The organism is Pseudomonas sp. Tun-23181 (genome assembly GCF_057415455.1).
This window is the reverse complement of sequence record NZ_CM171630.1, coordinates 4,947,437-4,968,136: the sequence shown is the minus strand read 5'-3', so window position 1 is coordinate 4,968,136 and position 20,700 is coordinate 4,947,437. Positions and strand designations below refer to the sequence as shown.

General features: G+C 65.7%; 16 protein-coding genes and 1 pseudogene. 13 read left to right on the top strand and 4 right to left on the bottom strand.

The features are described from left to right. Positions 1–121 precede the first annotated feature (121 nt). On the bottom strand, positions 122–859 hold the full coding sequence (rpsB, locus tag ACDI39_RS23420) for a 30S ribosomal protein S2 (RefSeq protein ID WP_084854358.1): 738 nt from the start codon (positions 857–859) through the stop codon (positions 122–124). Between the two features lie 347 nt (positions 860–1,206). Here rpsB and map point away from each other — a divergent pair, with 347 nt between their 5' ends. From map to dapC, 3 genes are read left to right on the top strand one after another with little or no spacing between them, the layout of a single operon-like run. Continuing rightward, positions 1,207–1,989, top strand: coding sequence for a type I methionyl aminopeptidase (gene map, locus ACDI39_RS23415; RefSeq protein ID WP_225787331.1), 783 nt, complete (start codon positions 1,207–1,209; stop codon positions 1,987–1,989). Positions 1,990–2,027: 38 nt separating this feature from the next. Beyond that, positions 2,028–4,730, top strand: a complete 2,703-nt coding sequence (locus ACDI39_RS23410) for a [protein-PII] uridylyltransferase (RefSeq protein WP_368815599.1) — start codon at positions 2,028–2,030, stop codon at positions 4,728–4,730. Between the two features lie 22 nt (positions 4,731–4,752). Further along, complete coding sequence (dapC, locus tag ACDI39_RS23405) at positions 4,753–5,949, top strand: succinyldiaminopimelate transaminase (protein ID WP_225787329.1); 1,197 nt, start codon at positions 4,753–4,755, stop codon at positions 5,947–5,949. 33 nt (positions 5,950–5,982) lie between these two features. Here the strand turns inward: dapC and ACDI39_RS23400 are convergent, their stop codons facing one another. Beyond that, positions 5,983–7,629 (bottom strand): Na+/H+ antiporter, encoded by a 1,647-nt coding sequence (locus ACDI39_RS23400; protein WP_225787328.1) that lies wholly within the window; start codon positions 7,627–7,629, stop codon positions 5,983–5,985. A gap of 299 nt (positions 7,630–7,928) precedes the next feature. Here ACDI39_RS23400 and ACDI39_RS23395 point away from each other — a divergent pair. The 5 genes and pseudogenes from ACDI39_RS23395 to ACDI39_RS23375 all read left to right on the top strand — a co-directional run bounded on the left by ACDI39_RS23395 (position 7,929) and on the right by ACDI39_RS23375 (position 11,376). Continuing rightward, a pseudogene (locus ACDI39_RS23395) lies at positions 7,929–8,149 on the top strand (HigA family addiction module antitoxin). A gap of 111 nt (positions 8,150–8,260) precedes the next feature. After that, positions 8,261–8,608 (top strand): ArsC family reductase, encoded by a 348-nt coding sequence (locus tag ACDI39_RS23390; protein WP_225787462.1) that lies wholly within the window; start codon positions 8,261–8,263, stop codon positions 8,606–8,608. 42 nt (positions 8,609–8,650) lie between these two features. Next, positions 8,651–9,685: a 2,3,4,5-tetrahydropyridine-2,6-dicarboxylate N-succinyltransferase gene (dapD, locus tag ACDI39_RS23385; RefSeq protein ID WP_225787327.1), complete on the top strand. Its 1,035-nt coding sequence runs from the start codon at positions 8,651–8,653 to the stop codon at positions 9,683–9,685. A 78-nt stretch (positions 9,686–9,763) separates the two neighbouring features. Next, positions 9,764–10,969, top strand: a complete 1,206-nt coding sequence (locus ACDI39_RS23380) for a cysteine desulfurase (protein ID WP_253079934.1) — start codon at positions 9,764–9,766, stop codon at positions 10,967–10,969. Then, a complete protein-coding gene (locus ACDI39_RS23375; protein ID WP_225787325.1) occupies positions 10,966–11,376 on the top strand; it encodes a SufE family protein in 411 nt (136 codons plus the stop codon). Before ACDI39_RS23380 ends, ACDI39_RS23375 begins: the two co-directional genes overlap by 4 nt. 113 nt (positions 11,377–11,489) lie before the next feature. Here the strand turns inward: ACDI39_RS23375 and tcdA are convergent, their stop codons facing one another. Beyond that, the gene (tcdA, locus tag ACDI39_RS23370; RefSeq protein WP_225787324.1) at positions 11,490–12,311 is read right to left on the bottom strand and encodes a tRNA cyclic N6-threonylcarbamoyladenosine(37) synthase TcdA; all 822 of its coding nucleotides are present in this window, start codon (positions 12,309–12,311) and stop codon (positions 11,490–11,492) included. A gap of 274 nt (positions 12,312–12,585) precedes the next feature. Between tcdA and ACDI39_RS23365 the strand changes: the two genes are divergently transcribed. From ACDI39_RS23365 to ACDI39_RS23350, 4 genes are all read left to right on the top strand, one after another. Continuing rightward, positions 12,586–15,177, top strand: a complete 2,592-nt coding sequence (locus ACDI39_RS23365) for a glycosyltransferase (protein ID WP_225787323.1) — start codon at positions 12,586–12,588, stop codon at positions 15,175–15,177. Between the two features lie 133 nt (positions 15,178–15,310). Next, positions 15,311–16,462: a succinyl-diaminopimelate desuccinylase gene (gene dapE, locus ACDI39_RS23360; protein ID WP_225787322.1), complete on the top strand. Its 1,152-nt coding sequence runs from the start codon at positions 15,311–15,313 to the stop codon at positions 16,460–16,462. Then, positions 16,462–17,274 (top strand): putative RNA methyltransferase, encoded by an 813-nt coding sequence (locus ACDI39_RS23355; RefSeq protein WP_225787321.1) that lies wholly within the window; start codon positions 16,462–16,464, stop codon positions 17,272–17,274. The genes dapE and ACDI39_RS23355 overlap by 1 nt, the downstream gene beginning before the upstream one ends. An 18-nt stretch (positions 17,275–17,292) precedes the next feature. Next, a complete protein-coding gene (locus tag ACDI39_RS23350) occupies positions 17,293–17,670 on the top strand; it encodes a hypothetical protein (RefSeq protein WP_225787320.1) in 378 nt (125 codons plus the stop codon). A 97-nt stretch (positions 17,671–17,767) separates the two neighbouring features. On the opposite strand, the gene ACDI39_RS23345 is transcribed toward ACDI39_RS23350, so the two are convergent. Continuing rightward, entirely contained in the window at positions 17,768–17,977 is a 210-nt protein-coding gene (locus ACDI39_RS23345) for a cold-shock protein (RefSeq protein WP_225787319.1), read from the bottom strand. A 233-nt stretch (positions 17,978–18,210) separates the two neighbouring features. On the opposite strand from ACDI39_RS23345, the gene plsB reads away from it, so the two are divergent. Continuing rightward, entirely contained in the window at positions 18,211–20,697 is a 2,487-nt protein-coding gene (gene plsB / locus ACDI39_RS23340; protein WP_225787318.1) for a glycerol-3-phosphate 1-O-acyltransferase PlsB, read from the top strand. Positions 20,698–20,700 lie beyond the last annotated feature (3 nt).

The following is a 20,700-nucleotide window of genomic DNA, read 5'->3' as shown; positions in this document are numbered from 1 at the left end:
TCACTGCCTTCATGCCAGCGAAGCACGATGATGCGGCGCTCTTTCTGACAGCAGGATTTCAAGGTGGCAAAAAGGGGGCCAAGCCCCCTTTTCGCGTGCCAAGTCAGACGCTAGGCGTCAATCACTCGGCAGCTGGTGCAGCCGCTTCTTCAGCGTAAACTTCGGTGCCGCCGGCAACGTTGTTGCGGCCGCGGATGACCGCGTCGGCCATCGAAGTCATGTACAGCTCGATGGCGCGGATGGCGTCGTCGTTGCCTGGGATGACGTAGTCAACGCCTTCCGGGCTGCTGTTGGTATCGACAACGCCGATGACCGGGATACCCAGCTTGTTGGCTTCGGTGATGGCAATGCGCTCGTGCTCGACGTCGATCACGAACAGTGCGTCCGGCAGGCCGCCCATGTCCTTGATGCCGCCCAGGCTGCGATCCAGTTTTTCCAGGTCGCGGGTACGCATCAGGGCTTCTTTCTTGGTCAGCTTGGCGAAGGTGCCGTCTTCGGCCTGGGTTTCCAGGTCGCGCAGACGCTTGATCGAAGCGCGGATGGTCTTGTAGTTGGTCAGCATGCCGCCCAACCAGCGGTGGTCAACGTATGGCGAACCGCAACGAGCAGCCTGCTCGGCGACGATCTTGCCGGCGGAACGCTTGGTGCCGACGAACAGGATCTTGTTCTTGCCCTGGGCCAGGCGCTCGACGAACGACAGGGCGTCGTTGAACATCGGCAGGGTTTTTTCCAGGTTGATGATGTGGATCTTGTTACGAGCGCCGAAAATGAACTTGCCCATTTTCGGGTTCCAGTAACGGGTCTGGTGGCCGAAGTGCACACCGGCCTTCAGCATATCGCGCATGTTGACTTGGGACATGATAGTTCCTTGATAAGTCGGGTTGGGCCTCCACGTATCCCAATGACCAACCCGCGAACCCAGCGAGTTCGGGGCACCCAGGTCATCGTGTCGACACGTGTGTGGGTTTGGGCTTGCGGGGGACCTCCCCCGAAAGCGGCGCATTTTATACCACAGACCGCGGGCGAACGGAACCCGGATGGTGCTTCGTCCGTCAGCGGCTTTTGCAGCATGCCGGCAATCGCGCCAGAATGCTCTCGGTAGACACCGGATTTGCCGGTTTATCCCGACAGATGGGCGCCTCGCTCTGGTAGAATCCGGCCTTTCCCGTTCGTTCGCGCCCTTCCCGGCGCCGTAGAGAGCCTGTAATGACCGTCACCATCAAGACCGCAGAAGACATCGAGAAGATGCGCATCGCCGGCCGCCTGGCCGCCGAAGTCCTCGAGATGATCGAGGAACACGTCAAGCCCGGTGTCACCACCGAGGAACTGGACCGCCTGTGCCACGACTACATCGTCAACGTCCAGCAGGCCATTCCGGCGCCGCTGAACTACAAGGGCTTCCCCAAGTCGATCTGCACCTCGATCAACCATGTGGTCTGCCACGGCATCCCCAATGAGAAGCCGCTGAAGAAAGGCGACATCATCAACATCGACGTCACCGTGATCAAGGACGGCTACCACGGCGACACCAGCCGCATGTTCTACGTCGGCGAGGTGCCGGAGTGGGCCGAGCGCCTGTGCAAGGTCACCCAGGAGTGCATGTACAAGGCCATCGAACTGGTCAAGCCGGGCTGCCGCCTGGGCGACATCGGCGAGGTGATCCAGAAGCACGCCGAGAAGAACGGCTTCTCGGTGGTCCGCGAGTTCTGCGGCCATGGCATCGGCAAGGTGTTCCACGAGGAGCCGCAGGTCCTGCACTACGGCAAGGCCGGCACCGGCATGGAACTCAAGGAAGGCATGACCTTCACCATCGAGCCGATGATCAACCAGGGCAAGGCCGACACCAAGGTCCTGGGCGACGGCTGGACCGCCATCACCAAGGACCGCAAGCTCTCGGCCCAGTGGGAACACACCATCCTGGTGACCGCCAGCGGCTACGAGATCTTCACCCTGCGCAAGGACGACACCCTTCCACGCATTTCGGCCTGAGCCAGCCCCGGGCAGACCAACGACAGGAACGCGACCCGATGACCCAGGTGGATCCGGAGCTGTTCGACCGTGGCCAGTTCCAGGCGGAACTGGCGCTCAAGGCGAGCCCTATCGCCGCCTTCAAGAAAGCCATCCGCCAGGCCGGCGCGGTGCTCGACAGGCGTTTTCGCGAAGGCGGCGAGATCCGCCGGCTGATCGAGGACCGCGCCTGGTTCGTCGACAACATCCTGCAACAGGCCTGGAACCAGTTCGACTGGTGCGACCAGGCCGGTATCGCCCTGGTCGCCGTCGGCGGCTACGGCCGTGGCGAGCTGCACCCCTGGTCGGACATCGACCTGCTGATCCTGCTGGACGCCGCCGAGCATGAGCAGTACCGCGAGGCCATCGAGCGCTTCCTCACCCTGCTCTGGGACATCGGCCTGGAAGTGGGCCAGAGCGTGCGCACCGTCCAGGAGTGCGCCGAACAGGCCCGCGCCGACCTGACGGTGATCACCAACCTGATGGAAAGCCGTACCATCGCCGGCCCCGAATCGCTGCGCCAGCGCATGCTGGAAGTGACCAGCACCGAGCACATGTGGCCGAGCAAGGAGTTCTTCCTGGCCAAGCGCGCCGAACTCAAGGCCCGCCACCACAAGTACAACGATACCGAGTACAACCTCGAGCCCAACGTCAAGGGCTCCCCGGGCGGCCTGCGCGACATCCAGACGGTGCTGTGGGTGGCCCGTCGCCAGTACGGCACCCTGAACCTGCATGCCCTGGCCGGCGAGGGCTTCCTGCTGGAAAGCGAGAACGAGTTGCTGGCCTCTTCGCAGGCCTTCCTCTGGCGCGTGCGCTATGCCCTGCACATGCTCGCCGGGCGTGCCGAGGACCGCTTGCTGTTCGACCACCAGCGCAGCATCGCCGCGCTGCTGGGCTACAGCGACGAAAACCCCAAGCGCGCCATCGAGCAGTTCATGCAGCAGTACTACCGGGTGGTGATGAGCATCAGCCAGCTGTGCGACCTGATCATCCAGCACTTCGAGGAAGTCATCCTCGCCGACGACGACAGCGGCACCACCCAGCCACTGAATGCGCGCTTCCGACTCCACGACGGCTATATAGAAGCGGCTCACCCGAACGTCTTCAAGCGCACCCCATTCGCCATGCTGGAGATCTTCGTGCTGATGGCCCAGCACCCGGAGATCAAGGGCGTGCGCGCCGACACCGTGCGCCTGTTGCGCGAACATCGGCACCTGATCGACGACAGGTTCCGCCACGATATCCGCAATACCAGCCTGTTCATCGAGCTGTTCAAATGTGAGATCGGCATCCACCGCAACCTGCGCCGGATGAACCGCTACGGCATCCTCGGCCGCTATTTGCCGGAGTTCGGCCTGATCGTCGGGCAGATGCAGCACGACCTGTTCCACATCTACACGGTCGACGCCCACACCCTCAACCTGATCAAGCACCTGCGCAAGCTGCAGTACACGCCGGTCTCGGAGAAGTTTCCGCTGGCCAGCAAGCTCATGGGCCGCCTGCCCAAGCCCGAGCTGATCTACCTGGCCGGCCTGTACCACGATATCGGCAAGGGCCGCCAGGGCGACCACTCCGAGCTCGGCGCGGTGGATGCCCAGGCCTTCTGCGAGCGCCACCAGTTGCCGGCCTGGGATACCCGGCTGATCGTCTGGCTGGTGCAGCAGCACCTGGTGATGTCCACCACCGCCCAGCGCAAGGACCTCTCCGACCCGCAGGTGATCAACGACTTCGCCCTGCTGGTGGGTGACGAGACGCGCCTGGACTACCTCTACGTCCTGACCGTGGCCGACATCAACGCCACCAACCCCAGCCTGTGGAACTCCTGGCGCGCGAGCCTGCTGCGCCAGCTCTACACCGAGACCAAGCGCGCCTTGCGCCGGGGCCTGGAAAACCCGCTGGACCGCGAGGAGCAGATCCGCCAGACGCAGAACGCGGCGCTGGACATCCTGGTCCGCGAGGGCACCGACCCGGACGACGTGGAACAGTTGTGGGCGCAACTGGGCGATGACTACTTCCTGCGCCACACCGCCGCCGACGTGGCCTGGCACAGCGATGCGATCCTCCAGCAACCGGCCGACGGCGGCCCGCTGGTGCTGATCAAGGAAACCACCCAGCGCGAGTTCGAGGGCGGCACGCAGATCTTCATCTATGCCCCCGACCAGCACGACTTCTTCGCCGTGACGGTGGCCGCCATGGACCAGCTCAACCTGAACATCCACGACGCGCGGATCATCACCTCCAGCAGCCAGTTCACCCTCGACACCTACATCGTGCTGGACAACGACGGCGGCGCCATCGGCGACAACCCGCAGCGGGTCAAGGAGATCCGCGAAGGCCTGACCGAGGCCCTGCGCAACCCCGAGAACTACCCGACCATCATCCAGCGCCGGGTGCCGCGCCAGCTCAAGCACTTCACCTTCGCGCCCCAGGTGACCATCCTCAACGATGCCCAGCGGCCGGTGACCATCCTCGAGATCACCGCCCCCGACCGCCCGGGCCTGCTGGCGCGGCTGGGCAAGATCTTCCTGGAGTTCGACCTGTCGCTGCAAAACGCCAAGATCGCCACCCTCGGCGAGCGCGTGGAAGACGTGTTCTTCATCACCGACGCCGACAACCAGCCGCTGTCCGACCCGCAACTGTGCAGCCGCCTGCAGGAGGCCATCATCCAGCAGTTGCAACCCAGCCCGGCCAGCGAACCCAGCACCACCCGCGTGACTTTCTAACGATTGACGAGACCTTGCGCCGATGAACCATGCCTTGACCCAGCTTCAGCCCTACCCGTTCGAGAAACTCCGCGCCCTGCTGGGCAGCGTGAAGCCGGCTGCGGACAAACGCGCCATCGCCCTCTCGATCGGTGAACCGAAGCACGAATCGCCCGCCTTCGTGGCCCAGGCCATGGCCGACAACCTCAAGCAACTGGCGGTCTACCCGAGCACCATCGGCCTGCCCGCCCTGCGCCAGGCCATCGGCCAGTGGTGCGAGCGGCGCTTCGGCGTGCCGGCCGGCTGGCTCGACGCCGAGCGCCATATCCTGCCGGTCAACGGCACCCGCGAGGCACTGTTCGCCTTCACCCAGGCCGTGGTCAACCGTGCCGATGACGGCCTGGTGGTCAGCCCCAACCCGTTCTATCAAATCTATGAAGGCGCGGCCCTGCTGGCCGGCGCCACCCCGCACTACCTGCCATGCCTGGCGGACAACGGCTTCAACCCGGACTTCGACGCCGTGCCGGCCGAGGTCTGGCAGCGCTGCCAGATCCTCTTCCTGTGCTCCCCGGGCAACCCCACCGGCGCTCTGGTGCCGATGGACACGCTCAAGAAACTGATCGCCCTGGCTGACGAGCACGACTTCGTGATCGCCGCCGACGAATGCTACAGCGAGCTGTACTTCGACGAGGACGCACCGCCGCCCGGCCTGCTGAGCGCTTGCGCGGCGCTTGGCCGCAGCGACTTCAAGCGCTGCGTGGTGTTCCACAGCCTGTCCAAGCGCTCCAACCTGCCAGGGCTGCGCTCGGGCTTCGTGGCCGGTGACGCCGAGATCATCAAGCCGTTCCTGCTGTACCGCACCTACCATGGCTGCGCCATGCCGGTGCAGACCCAGCTGGCCAGCATCGCCGCCTGGCAGGACGAAGCCCACGTGCGCGAGAACCGCGACCAGTACCGGGCCAAGTTCGACGCCGTGCTGGACATCCTCCAGCCGGTCATGGACGTGCAGCGCCCGGATGGCAGCTTCTACCTGTGGGCCAAGGTGCCGGGCAGCGACGCCGACTTCGCCCGCGACCTGTTCGAGGCCGAGCATGTGACGGTGGTGCCGGGCTCTTACTTGTCGCGCGAGGTGGATGGGGTCAACCCGGGGGCCGGGCGCGTGCGGATGGCACTGGTCGCGCCACTGGCCGAGTGCATCGAGGCAGCCGAGCGGATTCGTGACTTCCTGAGCGAGCGCTGATGCCTCGGGGGCCGCTTTGCAGCCCCCGGCGATCTACCTGACCTGCCCCAGGTTCGCCTCGCTCATGTCCAACTCCCCGAGCACCTGGCGCACCACCTCGTCCCCGACCAGATGCTGGCGGTGCAGGTTGTAGAGCTCCAGGCGCTGGGCCCGCAACGCGCGTATGCGCAGGCGGCGCTCCAGTTGATCCATCTGCTCGGCCAGGGCCCGCGCCTCGGCGCTGTCGTTGTAGCTGGCCAGCTCATCGCGATACTCGGCCATCAGGCGCGCCTTGAGTTCGGTGGCCAAGGTCGCCTGGGCCGCATCCTGGGGGGCATTGGCATCGATGACCTCCTCGGCCTCCAGGGCGTGGATGGCCGCCTCCGCCGTACGTCGCCAGGCGTCCTGGACTTCCTGGCGCAAGCGCTCGTCCGGGCTCTTGGTCACGCCGCGCAACAACAGCGGCAAGGCGATGCAGGCACTGACCAGCGACATCAGGATCACCCCGGCCGCGATGAAGATCAGCAGGTCACGCTCGGGGAACGCCTTGCCGGCACCGATCAGCAACGGCACCGACATCACACCGGCCAGGGTCACCGCGCCCCGTACACCGCCGAGAGTCAGCAGCAGGCAGGAGCGTGTGGTCGGCAACAGCACCAGGTCCGGCTTGCCACGCCAACGCCGGATGACACCGATCGCACGCCAGATGCTCTGCACCCAGACGAAGCGCAGCAGCACCAGCGCCACGAAGATCGCCACCACGTCCAGGCAACGCCAGGCCAGCGTCGGCCATAACGAAGTCTCGTGGCTGACCACCGCCTTGATGATGTCTGGCAGTTGCAGGCCCAGCAGCAGGAAGATCAGGCCGTTGAAGGCGAACTCCAGCAACGACCAGACACTGCGGTTGAGCAAGCGCGTACTGGTCTGCCGCGGCAACAGGTCGAGCCAGCTCTGCATCATGCCGGCAGCCACCGCAGACAGGATGCCGGACACGCCCAGGCGCTCGGCCACCACGTAGGCGGCGAACGGCAGCAGCAGCATGAACACCACATGGGTCGCCGGGTCGTCCCAGCCACGGGCGATCATCCAGGCCCGCAGGCGACCGACCAGCCAGCTCAGGGCGACACCGACAGCCAGGCCGCCGAGCGCCACCAGGACGAAGGTCAGGCTCGCTTCGGCGAGGGAGAACACCCCGGTGATCGCCGCTGCCAGGGCGAACTTGAAGGTCACCAGGCCCGAGGCATCGTTCATCAGCGCTTCGCCCTGGAGCATGTGCATCAAGGGCGTGGGCAAACGGTCCTGGGTAATGGCCGAGACCGCCACGGCATCGGTGGGCGACAGTACCGCCGCCAGGGCGAAGGCCACCGCCAGGGGGATGCTCGGCAGCAACCAATGGATGAAGTAGCCTGCGCCGACCACGGTGAACAGCACCAACCCCACCGCCAGCGCCACCACCGGCCCGCGCAGGCGCCACAACTCGCGCTTGGGCATGCGCCAGCCATCGGCGAACAGCAGCGGCGGCAGGAACAGGAAGAGGAACAGCTCCGGGTTCAGGGTCACATGCAGGCCCAGGGTCGGCCAGGCCAGCAAGGCGCCGGCGGCGATCTGCACCAGCGGCAGGGGCAACGGGATCATCCGCCCGACCAGTTTCGACACGCTTACCAGCGTCAGCAAGATAAGGACGGTATAGGCTGACTGCATCGGCAAAGCTTCCTGTGTGATCCGAACAAAGCGACAGCGGGGCGAATCATCGCCATTGAAACAATATGTTAGCGATGTCCCGGGAAGAAGGAACGCTGCACGAAAGTCGCAGCTGGCTGAAGAATATGTAACACAATACTACCCGCACCTGATTGACCCGCCTGGCCAAAGCTCGTCCACTGGCACGCTGGCGGCGCCCGATCAACGCTCAATGGCACCTGGGCTGTCTATGGGCCGTGAGGGCCGGAAGACGTTGAAATTGTCGATTACCACTGAGGTGCATCATGCTCAAGAACGGCATGCGTCCAATACATCCTGGCGAAATCCTGCGCGAAGAGTTCCAGCGGGAGATGGTTTTCAGCGCGGCGGCATTTCGGCCGACATGGCGCTACGGCTATCCATTTGCCTGAACACCACTGCGCAATTCTGGCTCGACTTGCAAATGGCCTATGACCTGCGCAAGGTCGAGCAGGAGCATGGCGTGCAAATCCTGCGAACCGTGCACCCCCTGGTCGCCTGACCTGGCTGCGCCAGCCGTGGCGCTGAGGGGAACGATGTCGCATAATCCGGCGACTTATTTTCGGGAGAACAGGGGGAGGATTGGGGAAGCCAACGATCCCCGATGAATTCAATGGCTTACACTCTCTACGGCATCAAGGCCTGCGACACCATGAAAAAGGCCCGTACCTGGCTTGACGAAAAAGCCATCGGCTACCAATTCCATGACTACAAGACCCAGGGCATCGACCGCGACAGCCTCAACCGCTGGTGCGACGAGCACGGCTGGGAAGTGGTCCTCAACCGCGCCGGCACCACCTTCCGCAAGCTCGACGACGCCAGCAAGGCCGATCTCGACCAAGCCAAGGCCGTCGAACTGATGCTCGCCCAACCGTCGATGATCAAGCGCCCGGTGCTCGACCTCGGCGAGCGCACCCTGGTCGGCTTCAAGCCCGACCTGTACGCCGCGGCGCTGGCCTGAGCCCGCCTTCGCTTCAACCCCTTATTCGCATGAGGTAACTGCATGTCCACTACCCTGTTCAGCCTGGCCTTCGGTGTCGGCACCCAGAACCGCCAGGGCGCCTGGCTGGAAGTCTTCTACGCCCAGCCCCTGCTCGCCCCGAGCGCCGAGCTGGTCGCCGCCGTGGCGCCGATCCTTGGCTATGAAGGCGGCAACCAGGCCATCACCTTCAGCACCGCCCAGGCTGCCCAGCTGGCCGAAGCGGTCAAAGGCATCGATGCCGCCCAGGGCGCGCTGCTGACCCGCCTGGCCGAAAGCCACAAGCCGCTGGTCGCCACCCTGCTGGCCGAGGACGGCGCCCTGGCCTCCACTCCCGAGGCCTACCTGAAACTTCACCTGCTGTCCCACCGCCTGGTCAAGCCCCACGGCGTGAGCCTGGCCGGCATCTTCCCGCTGCTGCCGAACGTCGCCTGGACCAACCAGGGCGCCATCGACCTGGCGGAACTGGCCGAGCAGCAGCTGGAAGCGCGCCTGAAGGGCGAGCTGCTGGAAGTGTTCTCGGTGGACAAGTTCCCCAAGATGACCGACTACGTGGTCCCGGCCGGCGTGCGCATCGCCGACACCGCCCGTGTACGCCTGGGCGCCTACATCGGCGAAGGCACCACCATCATGCACGAGGGCTTCGTCAACTTTAACGCCGGCACCGAAGGCCCGGGCATGATCGAAGGGCGCGTGTCGGCCGGCGTGTTCGTCGGCAAGGGTTCCGACCTGGGTGGCGGCTGCTCGACCATGGGCACCCTGTCCGGCGGAGGCAACATCGTCATCACCGTCGGCGAAGGCTGCCTGATCGGCGCCAACGCCGGTATCGGCATCCCGCTGGGCGACCGCAACACCGTGGAAGCCGGCCTGTACATCACTGCCGGCACCAAGGTGCAACTGCTCGACGAGCAGAACCAGTTGGTCAAAGTGGTCAAGGCACGCGAACTGGCCGGCCAGGCCGACCTGCTGTTCCGCCGCAACTCGGTTTCCGGCGCCGTGGAGTGCAAGACCCACAAGTCGGCCATCGAGCTGAACGAGGCGCTGCACGCCCATAACTGAGAACCTTCCGCGGTTCGAAGTGATAAGATCGGGTCTGGCCCTGTGCCAGGCCCGTTTTTATTTCCAGGTCTCAACACCATGTTCCAGCCCTCCCCCTGGCGTGCCGACTTTCCCGCCATCGCCGCCCTGCAACGGCAGCACCAGACCTACCTGGACAGCGCCGCCACCACCCAGAAACCCCAGGCGTTGCTCGACGCCCTGAGTCACTACTACGGCCATGGTGCAGCCAACGTGCACCGTGCCCAGCACCTGCCTGGCGCACTGGCCACCCAGGCCTTCGAAAGCAGCCGCGACAAGGTCGCTGCCTGGCTCAATGCCGCCGATGCACGGCAGGTCATCTTCACCCATGGCGCCACCTCGGCACTGAACCTGCTGGCCTATGGCCTGGAAGCGCACCTGGAGGCCGGCGACGAGATCGCCGTCAGCGCCCTGGAACACCATGCCAACCTGCTGCCTTGGCAACAGCTGGCCCGGCGGCGCAACCTGCGCCTGGTGGTGCTGCCGCTGGACGAGCACGGGCGTATCGACCTGGACCATGCCCTGCAACTGATCGGCCCACGTACCCGCGTGCTGGCAGTCAGCCAGTTGTCGAACGTGCTCGGTACCTGGCAGCCCCTGCCAGCGCTGCTGGCCCACGCGCGGGCCCAGGGCGCCCTGACCGTGGTCGATGGCGCCCAGGGCGTGGTCCATGGCCGCCATGACGTGCAACAGCTGGGCTGCGACTTCTATGTGTTCTCCAGCCACAAGCTGTACGGCCCCGAGGGCGTCGGTGTGCTGTATGGCCAGCGACAGGCGCTGGAGAAGCTACGCCATTGGCAGTTCGGGGGCGAAATGGTGCAACTGGCCGACTACCACAGCGCGAGCTTCCGCCCCGCGCCGCTGGGCTTCGAGGCCGGCACCCCGCCGATCGCCGGGGTCATCGGCCTGGGGGCGACCCTCGATTATCTCGCCAGCCTCGACGCCCAGGCCGTGGCCAACCATGAAGCCAGCCTGCACCAGCAGCTGCTGCGCGGGCTCGCCGACCGCGAGGGTGTCCGCCTGCTCGGCACGCCCCAGGCGGCCCTGGCCAGCTTCGTCGTCGAGGGCGTGCACAACGCCGACATCGCCCACGTGCTGACCGAGCAGGGCATCGCCGTGCGCGCCGGGCACCATTGCGCCATGCCGCTGCTCAAGGGGCTGGGGCTGGAAGGGGCGATCCGCGTGTCGCTGGCCCTGTACAACGACAGCGACGACCTGCAGCGCTTCTTCGAGGCTCTCGACCAGGGCCTGGAGCTGCTGCGATGAGCCTGCCGGAAGCGGCCAGCCAAGCGCTGGAAAGCTTCGCGCAGGCCCGTGGCTGGGAACAGCGCGCGCGCCTGTTGATGCAGTGGGGCGATTGCCTGGCGCCGCTGGAGGATTCGGAAAAGACCGAGGCCAACCGTGTGCATGGCTGCGAGAGCCTGGTCTGGCTGGTGGCCGAGCAGCAGGACGGCCAGTGGCGTTTCAAGGCCAGCAGCGATGCCCGCCTGTTGCGAGGCCTGCTGGCCTTGCTGCTGGTACGGGTGCAAGGGCTGGACAGCGCGCAGTTGGCGCAGGTCGACCTGGGCGGCTGGTTCGCTTCATTGGGGCTGGAGCGACAGCTCTCGCCCTCGCGCAGCAATGGCCTGCATGCGGTGCTGCAGCGCATGGCGGAATTGGCATCCGGCCATTGAGTCGGTGGTGAATCCATTCGCGGGCGGGCCGCAATGCCAGACAAGTCAAGCAGCCCCAAGGACAGCTGAAAAGCTTGAGAGCTGACCCTCACAGGAACCTGACGGTCGCCCCCTCACTCGGCCGCTGGTACCGCCTTCACCCGCTCCGACGGCCGCCGGGCGCCGCCCACCAGTTTTTCCACCGCCTTGCTCGCCGCGACCATGCCGAAGGTCGCGGTGACCATCATCACCGCACCGAAGCCCCCGGCACAGTCCAGGCGCACGCCCTCGCCGACGAAGCTCTTCTGCAAACACACGCTGCCATCGCCCTTGGGGTAGCGCAGTTGCTCGCTGGAGAACACGCAAGGCACACCGTAGTTGCGGCTGACATTGCGCGAGAAGTTGTAGTCGCGGCGCAAGGTGGAACGCACCCGCGAGGCCAGCGGGTCATTGAAGGTCTTGTTCAGGTCGCCGATCTGTACCTGGGTCGGGTCGATCTGCCCGCCAGCGCCACCGGTGGTGACGATGGTGATCTTGCGGCGCCGGCACCAGGCGATCAGCGCGGCCTTGGCCATCACGCTGTCGATGCAGTCGATGACGCAGTCCATCTGCTCGGTGATGTACTCGACCATGGTGTCGCGGGTGACGAAGTCGGCCACCGCATGCACGCGGCAGGCCGGATTGATCGCCCGCAGGCGCTCGGCCATGACCTCGACCTTGGGCCGGCCCACCTGGCCATCCAGGGCATGAGCCTGACGGTTGGTGTTGCTGACGCAGACGTCGTCGAGGTCGAACAGGGTGATCTCGCCCACACCGCTGCGCGCCAGGGCCTCTGCCGCCCAGGAGCCGACGCCGCCGATGCCGACGACGGCCACATGGGCCTGCTGCAGGCGCTGCAACCCCTGGTCGCCGTACAACCGGGCGACGCCAGCGAAGCGTGGATCTTCTGTGCTCATCTTCATACCCCGCGAAAAACGGCGCGCATTATATGCCAGTGGAGCCGCTGCGCGCCCCTTTCGCGACACAAGGGCCACCACCTGACGCAGCCGAGCGCCCCGAATTGGTAAAGAATCCGCCAATCCTGTTTTAATGTCCCACCCAATAATCGGACCTGGACGACAACCGAGCGGGCCCAGACCTCATCTTCAGCCGACCATCCATCCCACTACCGGCACCTGGCAAGCGAAGGACCCACGCCCCGCTCCTCTCCTCGGAACCTCGAATACACGTATGTCATCACGCAAATTCGGTCTCAACCTGGTGGTGGTGCTGGCCATCGCCGCGCTGTTCACCGGCTTCTGGGCATTGGTCAACCGCCCTGTCTCGGCCCCCGCCTGGCCCGAGCAGATCTCCGGCTTCTCCTACTCACCGTTCCGCCTCGGGCAAAGCCCGCAGAAGGGGCAGTTTCCGAGCGAGGCGCAGATCCGCCAGGACCTGGAGCAGTTGAGCGGGTTGACCGACAGCATCCGCATCTACACCGTCGAAGGTAGCCAGGCACAGATCCCGCGCCTGGCCGAGGAGCTTGGCCTGCGGATTACCCTGGGCGTGTGGATCAGCCCGGACCTGGAGCGCAACGAGCGCGAGATCGCCAAGGCCATCGAGCTGGCCAACACCTCACGCAGCGTGGTACGGGTCGTGGTGGGCAACGAGGCGCTGTTCCGCGAAGAGATCACCCCCGAGGCGCTGATCCAGTACCTGGACCGGGTACGCGCCGCCGTCAAGGTACCGGTGACCACCAGCGAGCAATGGCACATCTGGAAGGCGAACCCGCAACTGGCCCGGCACGTCGACCTGATCGCCGCGCACATCCTGCCCTACTGGGAGTTCGTGCCGATGCAGGACGCCGTGCAGTTCGTCCTCGAACGCACCCGCGAGCTCAAGCAACAGTTCCCACGCAAGCCGCTGCTGCTGTCGGAAGTCGGCTGGCCGAGCAATGGCCGCATGCGCGGCGGCGCCGATGCCACCCAGGCCGACCAGGCGATCTACCTGCGCACCCTGCTCAGCACGCTCAATCGTCGGGGCTACAACTATTTCGTCATCGAAGCCTACGACCAGCCCTGGAAAGCCAGCGACGAAGGCTCGGTGGGCGCTTACTGGGGCGTGTTCAACGCCGAACGCCAGCAGAAATTCAACTTCGAAGGCCCAGTGGTGGCGATCCCGCAGTGGCGCGCCCTGGCCGTGGCCTCGGTGGTGCTGGCGATGATCGCCCTGGCGGTGCTGCTGATCGACGGCTCGGCCCTGCGCCAGCGTGGCCGCACCTTCCTCACCTTCATCACCTTCCTCTGCGGCTCGGCCCTGGTGTGGATCGCCTACGACTACAGCCAGCAGTACAGCACCTGGTTCAGCCTGACCGTCGGATGCCTGCTGGCCCTGGGCGCCATCGGCGTGTTCATCGTCCTGCTCACCGAAGCCCATGAACTGGCCGAGGCGGTGTGGATCAGGAAACGCCGCCGGGAGTTCCTGCCGGTGCAGGCCGATACCGCCTACCGGCCCAAGGTCTCGATCCACGTGCCCTGCTACAACGAACCACCAGAGATGGTGAAGCAGACCCTCGACGCCCTCGCCGCCCTCGACTACCCCGACTACGAAGTGCTGGTGATCGACAACAACACCCGGGACCCGGCCGTGTGGGAGCCGCTCAAGGCGTATTGCGAGCGGCTCGGCGAACGCTTCAGGTTCTTCCACGTGGCGCCCCTGGCCGGTTTCAAGGGGGGCGCGCTGAACTACCTGATCCCGCATACCGCCAAGGACGCCGAAGTGATCGCGGTGATCGACTCGGACTACTGCGTCGACCGCAACTGGCTCAAGCACATGGTGCCGCACTTCGCCGACCCGAAGATCGCCGTGGTGCAATCGCCCCAGGACTACCGCGACCAGCACGAAAGCACCTTCAAGAAGCTGTGCTACAGCGAGTACAAGGGGTTCTTCCATATCGGCATGGTCACCCGCAACGACCGTGACGCGATCATCCAGCATGGCACCATGACCATGACCCGCCGCTCGGTCCTGGAAGAACTGGGCTGGGCCCAGTGGTGCATCTGCGAGGACGCCGAGCTGGGCCTGCGGGTCTTCGAGCGGGGCTATTCGGCCGCCTACGCCCACCACAGCTACGGCAAGGGCCTGATGCCCGATACCTTCATCGACTTCAAGAAACAGCGCTTGCGCTGGGCCTACGGCGCCATCCAGATCATCAAGCACCACGCCGGGGCGCTGCTGCGCGGCGAGGGCAGCGAGCTGACCCGTGGCCAGCGCTATCACTTCCTGGCCGGCTGGCTGCCATGGATCGCCGATGGCATGAACATCTTCTTCACCGTCGGTGCCCTGCTCTGGTCGGCGGCGATGATCATCGTCCCGCACCGGGTCGACCCACCGCTGATGATCTTCGCCATCCCGCCGCTGGCACTGTTCTTCTTCAAGGTCGGCAAGATCATCTTCCTCTACCGCCGCGCCGTGGGCGTCGACCTCAAGGACGCCTTCGCCGCCGCCCTGGCGGGGCTGGCGCTGTCGCACACCATCGCCAAGGCGGTGCTGTATGGCTTTTTCACCAGCAGCATGCCGTTCTTCCGCACGCCGAAGCATGCCGACAGCCACGGCCTGCTGGTGGCGATCGCCGAGGCCCGCGAGGAACTGTTCATCATGCTCCTGCTGTGGGGGGCGGCGCTGGGCATCTATCTGGTCCAGGGCTTGCCCGGCACGGACATGCGCTTCTGGGTGACGATGCTGCTGGTGCAGTCGCTGCCGTACCTGGCGGCGCTGGTGATGGCCTTGCTGTCGTCGCTGCCCAGGCCGGCGACCAAGGCAGCCGAGGCCAAGGCGGCCTGATACCGGGGCCGCTTCGCGCCCCATCGCCGGCTTGCCGGCGATGGGCTGCAGCCCAATGTCCCGTGCCCGCCGGCACCGTTTGATATAAGATAACGCCCCTGTTTCCCGCCCTGCCTTGCCCCCGGAGTCCTTCATGACGGCCCCAGCCGAGCTCTCGCCCACCCTTCAACTGGCCTGCGACCTGATCCGTCGCCCCTCGGTCACCCCCGTCGACGCCGACTGCCAGGCCCAGATGATGCAGCGCCTGGAGGCCGTCGGCTTCCAGCTCGAGCCGATGCGTATCGAGGAGGTCGACAACTTCTGGGCCACCCATGGCACCCAGGACGGTCCGGTGCTGTGCTTCGCCGGCCACACCGACGTGGTTCCCACCGGCCCCGTGCAGGCCTGGCAGCATGAGCCGTTCGACGCCTTGATCGACGCCGAAGGCATGCTCTGCGGCCGTGGCGCCGCCGACATGAAGGGCAGCCTGGCGTCCATGGTGGTGGCCAGCGAGCGCTTCGTGCGCGACTACCCCAACCACCGTGGCAAGGTCGCCTTCCTGATCACCAGCGACGAGGAAGGCCCGGCCCACCACGGCACCAAGGCCGTGGTCGAGCGCCTGGCCGCGCGCAACGAGCGCCTGGACTGGTGCATCGTCGGCGAACCGTCGAGCACCAGCCTGCTCGGCGACGTGGTCAAGAACGGCCGCCGCGGCTCGCTCGGCGCCAAGCTGACCGTACGCGGCAAGCAGGGCCACGTGGCCTACCCGCACCTGGCGCGCAACCCGATCCACCTGGCCGCGCCGGCCCTGGCGGAATTGGCCGCCGAGCACTGGGACGAGGGCAACGCCTTCTTCCCGCCGACCAGCTTCCAGATCTCCAACCTCAATTCGGGAACCGGTGCGACCAACGTGGTGCCGGGCGAACTGACCGCGCTGTTCAACTTCCGTTTCTCCACCGAGTCGACGGTCGAAGGCCTGCAGCAACGGGTCGCGGCGATCCTCGACAAGCACCAGCTCGACTGGTCGATCGACTGGGCGCTGTCGGGCCTGCCGTTCCTCACCGAGCCGGGTGAACTGCTCGATGCGGTGTCGTCGAGCATCACGGCGGTCACCGGTCGCCAGACCCAGCCGTCCACCAGCGGCGGCACCTCCGATGGCCGCTTCATCGCCACCCTGGGTACCCAGGTGGTGGAGCTCGGCCCGGTCAACGCCACCATCCACCAGGTCAACGAGCGCATCCTGGCCAGCGACCTCGAGCTGCTGACCGAGATCTACTACCAGACCCTGGTACGGTTGCTCGCCTGATGCTCGCCTGCCCTCTCTGCCAGGCCGCCCTGACCCGGCTCGACAACGGTGTGCTGTGTCCGGCCGGGCACCGCTTCGACCGGGCCCGCCAGGGCTACCTGAACCTGCTGCCGGTACAGCACAAGAACAGCCGCGACCCAGGCGACAACCAGGCCATGGTCGAGGCGCGCCGGGACTTTCTCGACGCCGGCCACTACGCACCGGTGGCACGCCGCCTGGCCGAACTGGCCGCCGAGCGCCAGCCCGGCAGTTGGCTGGACATCGGCTGCGGCGAAGGCTACTACACAGCGCAGATCGCCCAGGCCCTGCCCGGCAGCGACGGCTATGCCCTGGACATCTCCCGGGAGGCGGTCAAGCGCGCCTGTCGCCGCGCCCCGGCGGTGACCTGGCTGGTGGCGAGCATGGCCCGGGTCCCCCTGGTCGATGCCAGCTGCGACTTCATCGCCAGCGTGTTCAGCCCGTTGGACTGGCAGGAAGCCAAGCGTCTGCTCAGCCCCGGCGGCGGCCTGCTGCGGGTCGGCCCGACCAGCGGTCACCTGATGGAACTGCGCCAGGTGCTCTACGATGAAGTGCGGCCCTACGCCGACGACAAGCACCTGGCCCTGGTGCCCGAGGGCATGGCCCACGCCCATGGCGAGGTGCTGGAGTTCACGCTGGCCCTGGCGGCGCCCAAGGCCCGTGCCGACCTGTTGGCCATGACCCCGCACGGCTGGCGAGCCAGTGCCCAGAAACGGGCGCGGGTGATCGACCAACCCGAGCCGTTCGAGGTCACCGTATCCATGCGCTATGACTATTTCGTGCGCCAAGACTGAGCACACCCGGAGCCCTTTATGCGCCAACCCGATATCGAGATCTACCTGAAGGACACCGACGTCGACCACAAGCAGATCGCCGCGTGGCTCGGCCAGGCACTGGGCCCTTGCAGCGAGTGGCAGCAGAAAGGCCAGACCTGGAAGTGCACGGCCGGTAACATTCCAGTCACCTGGGTACCCAAGGCTGTAGGGAAATGGAACAGCCTGTTCCTGGAAAGCGACCAGACCCCATGGGACGACGACATCGCCTGCGCGCGCGCCGCCTATGCCGCACTGGGCGTCGAAGTGCGCTGCGCGCCGGGCAGTTGGGTCGAGGAAGATGGGGAAGAAGATGCCGATCGCTGGATCCGCATCAGCGCCGACGGTGAACAGGAAATCACCTGGCGCACGGGTTGAAGCTGCAAGCTCAAGCTGCAAGACAGATCGCATCAAGCTGCAAGTCACACGGTCAACTTGCAGTTTGAAGCTTGTGGCTTGCAGCCCGGAGCGCGCCTCAGAGGCCGACTACGTCCTCGGCTTGCAGGCCTTTCTGGCCCTGCACCAGGGCGTATTCCACCCGCTGTCCTTCGACCAGGGTCCGATGCCCCTCACCGCGGATCGCCCGATAGTGGACGAACACATCCGCACCACCTTCGCGCTGAATGAAGCCATAGCCTTTGGCATCGTTGAACCACTTCACATTCCCAGTCTCACGAGACGACATCTGAACTACTCCGGATTTTTATTTTGAAGATCGCCGTGCAGGCACAGGGTCATCGCCCCATGCCGACGCAGCTTGCCGAAATATCCTGCAAGCTGCGGACCGAGTATATGACAGGGAACAAAAAAATTTCATGACTGGGGCGCTAATTGGCGGATTTTGCCGAACTTGCGCGGATACGGCAGACTAACTGGCTGGAATATCACCCGAAAAATCTCATCCAGGGCACACACCCCATGACCCGTTCCCCCCTGCGCCGCCTGATCTTCGGCGCCTTGCGTCGCCTGTTGTACCTGTGGGTGCGCTCCGAGACCATCAACCAGTCCTCCCTGACCCTGCAGCTCGACCGTGGTCGCCCGGTGTTCTACGCCCTGCCCTCGCCGTCGCTCACTGACCTGGCCGTGCTGGACCGCGAATGCACCAAGGCGGGGCTGCCACGCCCGGTCCTGCCCGTCGCCGTGGGCTCGCTGCAGGAGCCGGCAGGCTTCTTCTACCTGACGCCCGACCCTGACTGGCTGGGCCGCCACGACAAACGCGGTGCGCCACCGACTCTCGAACGCCTGGTCGCCGCGGTGAGCCAGCACGCCGAGGAAGACGCGCAGGTCATCCCGGTCAGCGTGTTCTGGGGCCAGTCGCCGGCCAGCGAGTCGAGCCCGTGGAAGCTGCTGTTCGCCGACAGCTGGGCGGTGACCGGGCGCCTGCGCCGCCTGCTGACCGTGCTGATCCTGGGGCGCAAGACCCGAGTGCAGTTCTCCGCACCGATCCACCTGCGCGAACTAGTGCAGCACAACAAGGGCCATGAGCGCACCGTGCGCATGGCCCAGCGCCTGCTGCGGGTACACTTTCGCAACCTCAAGACCGCGGTGATCGGCCCGGACATCTCCCACCGGCGCAACCTGGTCAAGGGCCTGGTGCACGACCCACTGGTACGCCAGGCCATCGCCGACGAGGCCGAACGGGCGCAGATCCCCTACGCCAAGGCCGAAGCCCAGGCGCTGCGCTATGGCAACGAGATCGCCTCCGACTACACCTACACCGCGATCCGCTTCCTCGAAGTGGTGCTCAGCTGGTTCTGGAACAAGATCTACGACGGCATCAAGGTCAACCACATCGAGCAGGTACAGGGCATCGCGCCGGGCCATGAGGTGATCTACGTGCCCTGCCACCGCAGCCACATCGACTACCTGCTGCTGTCCTACCTGCTGTTTCGCAACGGCCTGACGCCACCGCACATCGCCGCCGGCATCAACCTCAACATGCCGGTGATCGGCGGCCTGCTGCGCCGTGGCGGGGCCTTCTTCATGCGCCGCACCTTCAAGGGCAACCCACTGTACACGGCGGTGTTCAACGAATACCTGCATACCCTGTTCACCAAGGGCTTCCCGGTGGAGTACTTCGTCGAGGGCGGGCGCTCGCGCACCGGGCGCATGCTGCAGCCACGCACCGGCATGCTGGCGATCACCCTGCGCAGCTTCCTGCGCTCGTCACGTACACCGATCGTCTTCGTACCGGTGTACATCGGCTACGAGCGAGTGCTGGAGGGCCGCACCTACCTGGGAGAACTGCGCGGTGCGAGCAAGAAGAAAGAGTCGATCTTCGACATCTTCAAGGTCATCGGTGCGCTGAAGCAGCGCTTCGGCCAGGTCTACGTCAACTTCGGCGAGCCGATCCGCCTGGCGGGCTTTCTCGACCAGCAGCAACCCGGCTGGCGTGAGCAGGTGCTGGCCCCGCAGTTCCGTCCGGCCTGGCTCAACGAGACCACCACGCGCCTGGGCGAGACCGTGGCCCGGCACCTGAACGAGGCGGCGGCGATCAACCCGGTCAACCTGGTGGCCCTGGCGCTGCTCTCCACCAGCCGCCTGGCCCTGGACGAGCGGGCTTTGACCCGGGTCCTGGACCTGTACCTGGCCTTGCTGCGCCAGGTGCCCTACTCGCCCCACACCACCCTGCCCGAAGGCGACGGCAAGGCGTTGATCGAGCACGTGCGGCGCATGGACCTGCTGGCCGAACAGACCGATGCCCTGGGCCGCATCCTCTACCTGGACGAAGCCAACGCGGTGCTGATGACCTACTACCGCAACAACGTCCTGCACATCTTCGCCCTGCCGGCCCTGCTGGCGAGCTTTTTCCAGAGCAGCTCGCGGATGAGCCGCGAACTGGTCGGCCAGTACGTCCGGGCGTTGTATCCCTACCTGCAGGCGGAACTGTTCCTGCGCTGGGCACCGGAACAGCTCGACGAGGTCATCGATCAATGGCTCGAGGCGCTGGTCGGCCAAGGCCTGCTGCGCTTCGAGAACGGCGTCTACCTGCGCCCGGCGCCCAGCTCCCGGCAGTTCGTCCTACTGACCCTGCTGGCCCGTGCCATCACCCAGACCTTGCAGCGCTTCTACATGGCCACGTCGCTGTTGCTCAACAGCGGCCAGCACAGCCTGACCGCCGAGGAGCTGGAAGACCTGAGCGTGATGATGGCCCAACGCCTGTCGATCCTGCATGGCCTGAATGCCCCCGAGTTCTTCGACAAGACCCTGTTCCGCCACTTCATCCAGACCCTCGTCCAACAGGGCGTGCTGCGCCCGGACGGCAACAGCAAGCTGGGTTACCACGACAAGCTCGGCGAACTCGCCGAAGGCGTGGCCAAGCGCGTGCTGTCGGCGGAACTGCGCCTGTCGATCCGCCAGGTGGCGCTGCACCGCGAGGAAACCCTGGAAGCCGTGGCCAGCTGAGGC